Source organism: Acidipropionibacterium jensenii DSM 20535 (assembly GCF_000425285.1).
Classification (GTDB): domain Bacteria; phylum Actinomycetota; class Actinomycetes; order Propionibacteriales; family Propionibacteriaceae; genus Acidipropionibacterium; species Acidipropionibacterium jensenii.
Window position 1 is genome coordinate 1 of sequence record NZ_AUDD01000042.1, and the last position, 11,128, is coordinate 11,128.

8 protein-coding genes are annotated in these 11,128 nt (G+C 70.1%); 3 read left to right on the forward strand and 5 right to left on the reverse strand.

Annotation, left to right across the window (positions count from 1 at the left end):
- Positions 1–207: 207 nt before the first annotated feature.
- Entirely contained in the window at positions 208–2,058 is a 1,851-nt protein-coding gene (locus tag H590_RS16860) for a S10 family peptidase (protein WP_051238638.1), read from the forward strand.
- Positions 2,059–2,120: 62 nt separating this feature from the next.
- On the opposite strand, the gene H590_RS16865 is transcribed toward H590_RS16860, so the two are convergent.
- The 5 genes from H590_RS16865 to H590_RS16870 all read right to left on the reverse strand — a co-directional run bounded on the left by H590_RS16865 (position 2,121) and on the right by H590_RS16870 (position 8,996).
- A complete protein-coding gene (locus H590_RS16865; protein ID WP_051238639.1) occupies positions 2,121–4,355 on the reverse strand; it encodes a heavy metal translocating P-type ATPase in 2,235 nt (744 codons plus the stop codon).
- Between the two features lie 177 nt (positions 4,356–4,532).
- The gene (locus tag H590_RS0113240) at positions 4,533–6,095 is read right to left on the reverse strand and encodes an amidase family protein (RefSeq protein WP_126412599.1); all 1,563 of its coding nucleotides are present in this window, start codon (positions 6,093–6,095) and stop codon (positions 4,533–4,535) included.
- Positions 6,096–6,145: 50 nt separating this feature from the next.
- The gene (locus tag H590_RS0113245) at positions 6,146–6,982 is read right to left on the reverse strand and encodes an SDR family NAD(P)-dependent oxidoreductase (protein WP_051238640.1); all 837 of its coding nucleotides are present in this window, start codon (positions 6,980–6,982) and stop codon (positions 6,146–6,148) included.
- 235 nt (positions 6,983–7,217) lie between these two features.
- Positions 7,218–8,021, reverse strand: coding sequence for a methionine ABC transporter permease (locus H590_RS0113250; RefSeq protein ID WP_084149545.1), 804 nt, complete (start codon positions 8,019–8,021; stop codon positions 7,218–7,220).
- 57 nt (positions 8,022–8,078) lie between these two features.
- Positions 8,079–8,996 (reverse strand): methionine ABC transporter ATP-binding protein, encoded by a 918-nt coding sequence (locus tag H590_RS16870; RefSeq protein ID WP_051238641.1) that lies wholly within the window; start codon positions 8,994–8,996, stop codon positions 8,079–8,081.
- Positions 8,997–9,455: 459 nt separating this feature from the next.
- On the opposite strand from H590_RS16870, the gene H590_RS0113260 reads away from it, so the two are divergent.
- Together H590_RS0113260 and H590_RS16875 are read left to right on the forward strand one after the other, a co-directional pair.
- A complete protein-coding gene (locus H590_RS0113260) occupies positions 9,456–10,145 on the forward strand; it encodes a methionine ABC transporter permease (RefSeq protein WP_028703898.1) in 690 nt (229 codons plus the stop codon).
- A gap of 215 nt (positions 10,146–10,360) precedes the next feature.
- Positions 10,361–11,101 carry a MetQ/NlpA family ABC transporter substrate-binding protein gene (locus tag H590_RS16875; RefSeq protein WP_051238643.1) on the forward strand — a complete coding sequence of 247 codons (741 nt, stop codon included), beginning with the start codon at positions 10,361–10,363 and terminating at the stop codon, positions 11,099–11,101.
- Positions 11,102–11,128: the final 27 nt, after the last annotated feature.

Consider the following 11,128-nt stretch of genomic DNA (forward strand, 5'->3'; position numbering starts at 1 on the left):
CCCCCTCGACTGCGTCCAATGGATTGTCTACCAACACCCATTGTCCCAGATCAGAAGGGGCATCTTCTCTGTTCCCACACCCCAAACCCCACCCCCACAACGGTGGATCAGGGCTGAGAACTCACCAATCAGATCGGATGCTACAGGAGCGGAAACGGCGTGAGATCCTGGACCAGCAGGGACACCGCATCGAGAAGGTGGAGCATCGTGAGTTCGACAGGTGACTGCCAGGGACAGGGCGCGACCGCGGGCCAGCCCGCAGGAGCGGCGCAGACGGCCCAACCCCCGCAGCGGCGCGAACCGGGCCAACCGGTCGAATCCCCACAGCCCGGCACCGCAGGCTCACCGGCGTCGCCCTCGTCAGCCACGACGGACCCGCGCGCCCCGAAGCGCCCCCTGCCCGCCCCGACCTCCCACACGACGCGGCACACCCAAGACATCAACGGCGAGCAGTGGACCTACGACGCCACCCTGGCCACCCTGCACGTCGAGACGAAGAAGGTCGCCCCCGCCTCCTCCGTCTTCCACGCCGACTTCATCGCCCTGCCCGACGGCGCACACCCCGACCCGACCCGCCCGGTGACCTTCCTGTTCAACGGAGGCCCCGGCAGCGCATCGACCTTCCTGCTGCTCGGCTCGCTGGGGCCCCGCCGCATCTCCTGGCAGGACCCGGCCCCCGACCCCACGGCCGCCCCCACGGCCGCGCCCTACGGGCTCATCGACAACCCGCAGTCCCTGCTGCCCAAGTCCGACCTCGTCTTCATCGACGCCCCGGGCGCCGGGTTCTCCGAGATCGCCGAGGAGGCCAAGGCGGAACTGTGGTCCGTGGACGGGGACGTCGCGGCCTTCGTCCAGTTCATCCAGCGGTGGCTGTCGGCCAACGGGCGCTGGAACTCCCCCAAGTACGTCTTCGGGGAGTCCTACGGCACCGTGCGCGGCTCGGTGCTCTCCTACGCACTCCTCGACGCGGGCATCGCGCTGAACGGGCTGGTGCTGCTCTCCGACATCCTCGACTACGGCCACATCGTGGGCACCGACGACCAGGCCTACATCGGCTACTTCCCCACCTACGCCGCCATCGCGCACTACCACGGGCGGGCGGGTTCGGGGGCGTCGGGCGGCTTCGGGACCTCCGTTGGGTCCGGCATCCCCGCGGACGAGGGCGACGCCGGTGCACCAGGGATCGCCGGGGCCGGGCCGGTCGCAGACCTCGCGGCGCTGCGCGCCCACGTCCAGGAGGCCCGCGAGTTCGCCGACGGAGCGCTGCGCCAGGCGCTCTCACGCGGTGACCGCCTGGCACGCAGCGATGCGCAGGCCGTGGCCCGGAGGTACGCCGAGCTGGCCGGGGTGTCGCCCGAGTACGTGCTGCGCTCGGACCTGCGGGTGCTGGATCCGCGCTTCCGCAAGGAGCTGCTGCGCGACCGGGGTCTGGTGGTGGGACGCTACGACGGGCGCGTGTCCGGCTTCGACCTGGACGCCGCCTCCGACGACGAGACCTTCGTGTCCGACGACGCCTTCATCAGCCCCGCCTACGGGGCCCTGGTCAACACCTACCTGCGCGACGAACTCGGGTGGACGGGCACCCAGGAGCGCCGCGCCTTCTCCGAGATGGACTGGGAGTCCACGGAGCCGGGCAAGGGGTGGGTCTGGCAGCACAAGCAGCCCGGACACACGAAGACCATGTGGGACCAGACGCTGACCTACCCCCAGGTCATGCCGGACCTGGCGTCGGCCCTGGTGCGCAATCCGCGCCTGAAGGTGCTGGTGGCCAATGGCTACTTCGACCTGGCCACGCCCTTCTTCCAGACCGAGTACGACATCGACCACCTGGGGCTGCCCGCACCCCTGCGCTCCAACATCGCCTTCATCTACTACCCGGCCGGGCACATGGTCTACACGAGCCCGGGCTGCCTGGAGAAGCTGGTGGGGGACCTGCGGGTGTTCTACGCGGCGGGAGCGGGCGCGGGTGGTGCGGTGGGCACCGGCACGGCGACCGTGCCCGTGGACCTCTCCGACCTCGACGAACGCCCGGAGCTGCCGCCGCTCGATCTGGGCTGACGGGTCTCGGCAGTCACATCGGCGTCCTCACACCGGAAGGTCTCCGCTGTCGGGTCGCGACCTCACGCCGAGCGGGACTCCTTCGCGGCATCGGGCTGCGCATCGCTACCGGAGTGGGTTGTGGCCCCACGCCCCAGTACCACCTCCACACTGTGCTCCGGGCTGAGGTCCAGGCGGCGCAACAGCTGTGCGTTGAGAGCCACGACCACGGTGGAGGCCGACATCAGCAGGGCACCGATGCTCATCGGCATGACGAAGCCGATGGGTGCCAGGACGCCTGCGGCCAGCGGTACCGAGATCAGGTTGTACCCGGCGGCCCACCACAGGTTCTGCTGCATCTTGCGGTAGCTGGCCCGCGACAACTCGATGACGGAGAGCACGGAGCGGGGGTCCGAACTGGCCAGGATCACGCCCGCGGAGCTGATGGCGACATCGGTGCCCGCACCGATCGCAATGCCGACGTCCGCCCTCGCCAGGGCGGGGGCGTCGTTGACGCCGTCACCCACCATCGCAACCTTGTGACCCTCCGACTGCAGCTGCTCCACGCGCTGGGCCTTGTCCTCGGGCCGCACCCCGGCGAAGACCCGGTCGATGCCGAGCTCCCCGGCGACGGAGTCCGCCACGGCCTGCGCATCCCCCGTGATCATCACGACCTGCACGCCCAGCTCGTGCAGGGCATCCACGGCTTGGTGGGACTCGGGGCGCACCTCGTCGGCCAGGCGCAGGGCACCGGCCACCTTCCCGTCGACGAGGACGTGGAGGATGATCGCACCCTGCTCACGCCAGGAGCTGGCGACCGGGAGCTCGGTGGCATGGCGTTCCTCCAGCAGGCGGGGTCCGCCGACCTCGACCACTGAGCCCTCCGCCCTCGCGCGCACGCCCACGGCAGGGGAGGAGGAGAAGTCGGAGGCGACGGGCACGTCCAGGCTGCGCGTGCGGGCCTCGGCCATGATGGCGCGCGCCAAGGGGTGTTCGGAGTCGGTCTCGGCCGCTGCGGCCAAGGCCAGGACACGGTCCTCGTCCATGCCTGCGGCCGCCTCCACGGCGGTCAGTGCCGGCTCGCCCCTGGTGAGGGTGCCGGTCTTGTCGAAGAGGACGGTGTCGACGGTGCGCATGGACTCCAGGGCGAGGCGGTCCTTGACCAGGACGCCTCCCCGGGCCGCGCGCTCGGTGGCGATGGAGACCACCAGCGGGATGGCCAGGCCCAGGGCGTGGGGGCAGGCGATGACGAGGACGGTGATGGTGCGCACGACCGCATCGCTGGGTTGACCGAGCAGGCACCACACGAGGGCGGTCACAGCTGCCGCACCCAGCGCAAACCAGAACAGCCACCCGGCAGCCCGGTCGGCCAGACGCTGGGCGTGGGAGGAGGAGCCCTGCGCATCCGCGACCAGCTTGCGGATACCGGCCAGTGCGGTGTCGTCGCCGACCGCGGTGACCTCCACGCGCAGTCCGGAGTCCGTGGCGACGGTGCCGGCGACGACCTGGTCGCCGATGCCGCGGTGGACGGGTCGGGACTCGCCCGTGACCATGGACTCGTCCACGGCGGCTGAGCCCTCGACGATGCGACCGTCCGCGGGTACCGCGGCCCCCGGGCGCACCACGACGACGTCACCGACGACCAGGTCGGCGGGGGCGACCGTGACTGTGCCCGAGCCGGAGACCTTCTCGGCCTCATCGGGCAGGAGGGCGGCCAAGGAGTCCAAGGCTGTGGAGGTCTGGGCCAGGGAGCGCATCTCGACCCAGTGGCCCAGCAGCATGATGACCACCAGCAGGGCCAGCTCCCACCAGAACTCCAGGGAGTGGTCCAGCAGGTGCAGGCTCGCCCCCCACGACGCGAGGAAGGCGACGGTGATGGCCAGGCCGATGAGCAGCATCATCCCCGGCTTGCGCGAGCGGATCTCGGAGACGGCCCCGGTCAGGAACGGCCAGCCACCCCAGAGGTAGACGACGGTGCCCAGCAGAGGGGAGACCCACTGGGCCCATGTGCCCGCGGGGAGGTCGTAGCCGACGAGGTGGGCGAACATCGGGCTGAAGGCGACCACTGGGACGGAGACCGCGAGCATCGTCCAGAACAGGCGGCGGAAGCGGGCGACATGGCCGGCGTGCCCGCCGTGGCCCATGTGCGCCATGTCGTGGTCCATCCCGGGCATCGAGGCCATCCCGGGCATTGAGCCCATGGTGCCCATGTCCATCCCGGACATGTCGTGCCCGGCATGACCTGCGTGCCGGGTGTGGTCGTGCTGTGGGCCCGGTGCGCCGTGGTGCTGGTGATCGTGCTCGTCTCTGGTGCTCATGCATCCACGTTATACCCCATGGGGGTATCTGTCATGCGGTGCAGGCAGTGATTGTGCGCTGGCGTTGGGGGGACCCTGACATCGAAGTGTGGTCTCGATGCGAAAATGGCCCCGCTCAGGGCCCTCGGGCCATCGAGACCACACTTCGATGCAGTCGCACCTCCGGCTGTGGGCGACCTACACGCCCAAGCCTGCCACCGCCCGCTCCAACAGCGCCGCCACCGCCAGTGCGTCCTCGTCATGCCCGTGCCGCGCGACCACCTGCACACCGACGGGGAGCCCGTCGCCGTCGACACCGACCGGCACCGACACGGCCGGCTGGCCCGTCAGGTTGAAGGGCCAGGTCAGGGGTGTCCATGACATCCACGTGCGCTCCCCTCCGTCGGCACCTCCCCAGCGGTCGGGGACCTGGCGCCCAGCCCCGAATGCGGTGACCGGCAGCGTCGGCGTGAGCAGGACGTCATGGTCGGCATGGAAGTCGGCCAGTGGTCCCGCAACGCCTTCCCGGGCCCGTGTCGACGCCCGGAGGAAGTCCGTGGCCGACAGGGTCCCGCCGTGCACCACGGCGGCGCGCAGCCCGGGGCTGAGCTGTGCCTCCTCCCCCGCGTCCAGGTCGGCGAGCTCAGCGGCGAGCACCCCGGACCACAGGTCCACCATCTCCGCACCCAGGTCAGGCAGTTCCACCCTCACCCCGGAGACCCGCACACCCGCACCGGTCAGGGCATCGACAGCACTTCGGACGACCTCGGCGACGCCCTCGTCCACGATGCCGGAACCGAGGTCGGGGCTGAAGCCGATGCGCAGGGCGTGCGTGAACGCCTCCGCGCGATCCACGACCTGCGCATACGAGATGCGCGGAGCGTCCAGGGCATCCGGGTCGCGGGGGTCCGGGCGTGCCAGGACGTCGAGCGTCAGGGCGGCGTCCTCCACCGTGCGTGTGAGCGGGCCGATGTGGGCGAGCCTGCCGAATGCCCCTGACGGTGTGGCGGGGATGCGCCCGTAGGTGGCCTTCAGGCCGACGACCCCGTTGAATGAGGCCGGGATGCGCACCGACCCCGCCCCGTCGGATCCCAGGCCCACCGTCCCGACCCCCAGGGCCGTCGCCACCGCCGCCCCGCCCGAGGACCCACCCGCCGTGCGCGTGGGATCCCACGCATTGCGCACCACGCCCCACACGGGGGAGTCCGAGACCGCGCTCCACGCGAACTCCGGCATGGTCGTCTTCGCGACGATGACCGCCCCCGCCTCGCGCAGGCGTGCCACAGCTGGTTCGTCGGTGTCCTCGGGCGGCGCGTCGCGGCGCAGCAGGCTACCGCGCACGCTGGGCAGACCGCGCACCGCCAGGGAGTCCTTCACCGTGACGGGCACCCCGTCGAAGGGGCCCAGCTGGTGGCCCTGTCGCCACCGCAGGGTGGAGGCCCTGGCCTGCTCCACGGCGCCGCCCTCGTCGAGGAAGGAGATGGCACCCAGGTCGCGCGCCACGCCGCGCGCCCGACCCAGGACCTCCTCCAGGACGTCGAGGGGTGTGAAGGTGCCCGCAGCGAAGCCTGCGCACAGGGCGCGCACCGGGAGGAACCCGAGGCCGTCGGGGCCGGAGTGGCCGGAGCGGGCGGTCGCGGGGCGGGGGCGGTGGCGCGCGCGGGAGGCACGACGGAGGCGCTCGCCCCCGCGGACGGGGTGGCGGATGAGGTCGCGGGGGCGGGGGGAGCAACCGATGCGCTCGCGGCCACCGGTGCGCACGCGTGGAAGGGGCGTTCCTGCCCGGGGTGGGGGGACACAGGTCCCGGACCTCAGCGCGTCAGCAGCCCGGCGTCCACCGGGACCTGGGATCCGGTGATGTAGCGCGCCCGGTCGGAGCCGAGGAAGAGCACGAGTTCCGCGACGTCGTCGACCTCCACCCAGGGCACCGGCAGCAGGTTGCCCGCCGAGCGCTCCGCGATCTCCAGGGGTGTGGAGCCCTCCTGCGCGGCCAGCCCGTCATTGAAGGCGGAGTTGACGCCGGTGGGATGGATGGACACGACACGCACGCCGTGCGGGGCCAGCTCGATCGCCCAGGACTTCGTCAACCCCACCAGTCCCCACTTGCTGGCCACGTAGTGCGACAGGTTCGCGAACCCGCGCAGCCCGGCGATGGAGGAGTTGTTGATGATGACCCCCGATCCCTGTGCGACGAAGGTCGGGATGATGGCCCGCGCGGTCAGCCATGCGCCCTTGAGGTTGATGTCCAGGACCGCGTCCCACTGGTCCTCGCTGAGTTCCACGGCCTCGGCGTAGGAACCGACGCCGGCATTGTTGAAGAGCACGTCGATGCGCCCGAAGCGGGCCAGGGCCGCCGAGACCGCGGCCTCCAGGTCGACGGCGCTGCGCACGTCGCCGGTGGCGGCGAGGAACTGACCCCCACTCGCCTCGATCTCCTCACCCAGGGAGTCCAGGGCCTGGGACTCGTCGGTGACGTAGGCGGGGTAGGAGAGGGGTCGGTCCAGGTCGAAGCCCACGACGGCGGCGTTCTTGCGGGCGAAGGCCAGGGCTGCGGCGCGCCCCTGGCCGGAGCCGGCGCCGGTGATGAAGACGACCCTGCCGGTGAAGTCCTCGGTGGTGGGGGTGGGGGAGATGACGGGTTCTGGCATGGGGTCCTCCTGGGTCTCAGGGCCGCCGGTCGGCGGCCCGTGTGGGTGTGGGTGGGGGTGTGCTGCCGGGATGCTGGGGGGCTCGGGGGCTCGGGGCCGGCGGCGCTCGGCCCGGGTCCACGCCCGGAAGGAATCGAGGTGGGGTCAGGCGGCGTCGCCCTCGTGCGTGGCATCGACGAGGGCGGAGCGCGCCCGGTGGCGCTGCCTGCCGCGCGCCCTGTGCCGGCGTCGGACCTCAGCCACGGGAGACCGCGCTGACCACACGGTCGCCGGCGAACTGGAGCACCTGGACCAGGACGATGGTCAGGACGATCGTGACCGTCATGACGTCGGGCATGAAGCGCTGGTAGCCGTAGTAGTAGGCCAGCGTCCCCAGGCCGCCGCCTCCGACCGTGCCAGCCATGGCGGAGTAGGACACCAGGGTCACAGCTGTCACCGTCAGGGCCGCCAGCAGCGAGGGGATCGCCTCCCGGACGAGGACCCCGGTGGCGGTCCGCCACAGGGAGGCACCCGCCATCTGGGAGGCCTCCAGGACCCCCGGTGGTACGGAGGACAGGGCGTTCTCCACCAGGCGCGCGAAGAAGGGGACCGCACCCACGGACAGGGGTACGCATGCCGCCTGCCAGCCCAGGGACGTACCGGCGATCAACCGTGTGAGCGGGATCAGGGCGATCATCAGGATGATGAAGGGGGTGGAGCGCCCGATGTTCACCACCAGTGACAGCAACACGTGCAGGCCACGGTTGGGGCGCAGACGGCCCGGGGCGACCAGCGTGAGCAGCACGCCCAGGGGCAGCCCGAGCACCAGGGTGACGGTCGTGGAGACCGCGACCATGGCGATCGTCTCCCAGGTCGCCTGGGGCAGCTTCGCCTGGATGAGCACCCAGTTCCCCAGCGTGGGGGCGAGTCCCGGCCGGGTCAGGGTCTCAGGCCGGAGCAGTGCCCCCAGTGCCCCCAGTGCCCCTGACGCGCCCGGGGTGCTCACCGCCCCCAGTGATCCCAGTGATCCCAGTGCTCCCAGAGTGATCGGTGCGCTCATGACGCCGCCTCCACCCGCAGGCCGGCCTCGCGCAGGCGTCGGGTCACGCGCGCGCGGTCACCCGCGGGGACGTCGAGCTGGAACCGGGCGACCGACCCTCCCGAGATCGTCTCGATGGTGCCCGCAGTGATCGCTGCCGAGTTCTCCAGGTCCGCCAGCACACGCAGTGCCTCCGGGATCGACACGCGGGTGGAGGACAGGGTCGCCTCGACATGGGGCGTGGGAGAGGCTCACCGGCGGGCTGGCCAGCGGGATCAACTCCGCCGCCAGGGTGGTCGAGCCCTCGGAGACGATGTCGATGAGGCGACCGGACTCGGTGATGCGTCCCCGCTCCAACCTGCTCACGGAGTCACAGACCTGGCGGACCACGGACATCTCATGGGTGATGATGAGGACGGTGATGCCCAGCTCGTCGCGCACACAGGCGATGAGTTCGAGGATCTGGCGTGTCGTGGCCCAGTCCAGGGCGGAACTCGACTCGTCGCACAGGAGCACCGGGGGTTCTGCCGCCAGCGCGCGGGCAATGCCGATGCGTTGGCGCTGGCCGCCGGAGAGTTGGTGGGGGTAGGACTCCCCGCGGTCCCCCAGACCCACCAGGTCCAGCAGCTGGGTCACGCGTTCCTCACGCTCGTCGCGCACCACCTTTGCCGCGCGCAGTGGGTAGCCGACATTCTCCGCAGCTGTGCGGGAGTTGAACAGGTGGACGTCCTGGAAGACCAGGCCGATGGAGCGCCGACGCCTGCGCAACTCACGCTCGGAGAGCGTGGTGATCTCCTGCCCGTCGATCCTCACCGATCCCGACGTCGGGCGCGCGAGTCCCGTCAGGCAGCGGATCAGGGTGGACTTTCCCGCTCCCGAGGGGCCCACGATCCCGCGGATCTCACCCGCGGGGATGTGCAGGTCCAACCCGTCCAGCGCCGCGATGTCCCCGTCGGAGGTGCGGTAGACCATCCGGAGCTCCTCGACGTCGATCATTGCTGGTGTCCTCGGGTGCGGGTCGTGGTGTGGGTGTGGGTCTCGGGCATGCGTCCTGGGTGACCGGGGTGGGCCCGGAAGCCCCGGGCCCGTACCACCGACACGGGTGGACGAGGGCGGCCCCGCCCCGTCCCGTGGCGGGGCGGGAGGTGGGTTCCTGCTTTCCCGGTTGTGAAGAGCGTGCGTGCGCGAAAAGGTCCGGGGGAATGGCGGACCGAAATCCGAGACCACGTGAACAAATCCTCCGGAAAATGGTTTCCGTGGATTGTCCGCGGCATTTTTTCACACATTCTCGGAATGCGGGAGACTGTGAATCCAGAATGCCCGTGGTGGCCGTGCGTTTACATTCTCCCAATTTCGGAGACCGGTATTGCCGTCCGGATTCGGGGCAATAGGCTCCGGGACCAACACCCGTGTGGAACAGCCGTGCGGGACCCGTCCCCGGGGAGGCGTGTGAACATGTACGGTCTCGGGATCCTCGACGACCCGGCCCTGACGGAGAAGCTCCCGCAGGCGTTCCTGGAGACGTTGTCCATGGTCGCCTGGTCCGGTGCCGCCACGGTTGTGCTGGGCATCCCGCTCGGCCTGGCCCTGCACACCGTGTCTCCTGTGGGCCTGCGGCCCCAGCCCCGTCTCTACCGGCCGGCCTCGGCACTGGTGAACGTCGCGATCTCCCTGCCCTTCGTCTTGCTGGTGACTCTGGCCCTGCCACTCATCCGCCTGGCGGTGGGCAGTGCCAGTGGCTGGCAGGCCACGGTCATCCCCCTGACTGTGGCGACCTTCCCCTTCCTGGCGCGTCTGGTGGAGATCTCCCTGAGGTCGGTACCGCGCGGCACCGTCGAGGCGGGGCTCCTGGCCGGGGCCTCCCCGGGGCAGATCGCCCTGGGGATCCAGCTGAGGGAGTCGCGTTCCCGTCTCGTGGCCGACGTGACGGTCGCGGCGATCTCCCTGATCTCCTACTCCGCACTGGTCGGCGTGGTGGGCGGCGGCGGACTGGGATACCTCGCGATCTCCTACGGCTACAACCGTTTCCAGACGGAGGTCATGATCGTCACTCTCCTCGTCATCATCGCCTTCGTACAGGTGGTCCAGATCCTGGGGACGCGCTTCGCGGCCCGCCTGGACCCCGCGCACGGGTCGGGGAGGTGACCGACCCACAGGCCCGACACCCCCGCGCAAGTGGCCCGTCACCCGGGTCCCTCGCACCTCTGGGCTCCGTCGTACCGGGCACCCACCGCGGACCGATTGCGATCGTCCCGGCACCCGGCGCACGGAGAACCCATCGAGCACCCCCTCTCCTCGCCCCCCGCGGAGCAGGAACGACCACATCCCTGACACCACACACCACGAACGGAGACACCGAGATGAAGAAGCTCCTCCCAACCCTCGTCGCAGTCGGACTTGCCGCATCCCTGGCCGGTTGCTCAGGCAGTTCCACCGCAGCCACGGAGTCCGCGGTATCGGGTGACGCCTCAGGCCTGACCACCATCAGGATCGGTGCGGCCCCCACACCGCACGCGAAGATCCTCGAGTTCGTCCAGGACAATCTGGCGGCGGACGCGGGAATCAATCTGGATATCGTCGAGTACACGGACGAGACCCGACTGAACCAGTTGGTCGCCGACGGTGACCTGGATGCGAACTATCTCCAGCACAAGCCGTACTTCGATTCGCAGGTGGAGGAATTCGGTTATGAACTGACCGCCTTGGAAGGGGTTCACATCGAGCCCTATGCCCTCTATTCGAAGAAGGTCACTGACGCCAATGACCTGACGGACGGAGCGGCGATCGCACTGACGAATGATCCGGTGAACCTGAGTCGTGCGCTGGACCTCCTGGAGAGTGCGGGCCTCATCACCGTCGCCGACACCGGCGACAAGGACCCGACGCTGCTCGACATCAGCGAGAACCCCAAGAACCTGAAGTTCATCGAGACGGATCCCGCCCAGCTGGTCCGTTCCCTCGACGATGTCGACGGTGCGGTCATCAACGGCAACTACGCCCTGGACGGCGGACTGAACCCTGATCCACCGTTGTGGGGTGGGGTTTGGGGTGTGGGAACAGAGAAGATGCCCCTTCTGATCTGGGACAATGGGTGTTGGTAGACAATCCATTGGACGCAGTCGAGGGGG

Coding starts and splice junctions, on each gene's coding strand:
- H590_RS16865 (WP_051238639.1), bottom strand. CDS start 4,355: ATGAGCACCAGAGACGAGCACGATCACCAGCACCACGGCGCACCGGGC.
- H590_RS0113245 (WP_051238640.1), bottom strand. CDS start 6,982: ATGCCAGAACCCGTCATCTCCCCCACCCCCACCACCGAGGACTTCACC.
- H590_RS0113250 (WP_084149545.1), bottom strand. CDS start 8,021: ATGAGCGCACCGATCACTCTGGGAGCACTGGGATCACTGGGATCACTG.
- H590_RS16870 (WP_051238641.1), bottom strand. CDS start 8,996: ATGATCGACGTCGAGGAGCTCCGGATGGTCTACCGCACCTCCGACGGG.
- H590_RS0113260 (WP_028703898.1), top strand. CDS start 9,456: ATGTACGGTCTCGGGATCCTCGACGACCCGGCCCTGACGGAGAAGCTC.
- H590_RS16875 (WP_051238643.1), top strand. CDS start 10,361: ATGAAGAAGCTCCTCCCAACCCTCGTCGCAGTCGGACTTGCCGCATCC.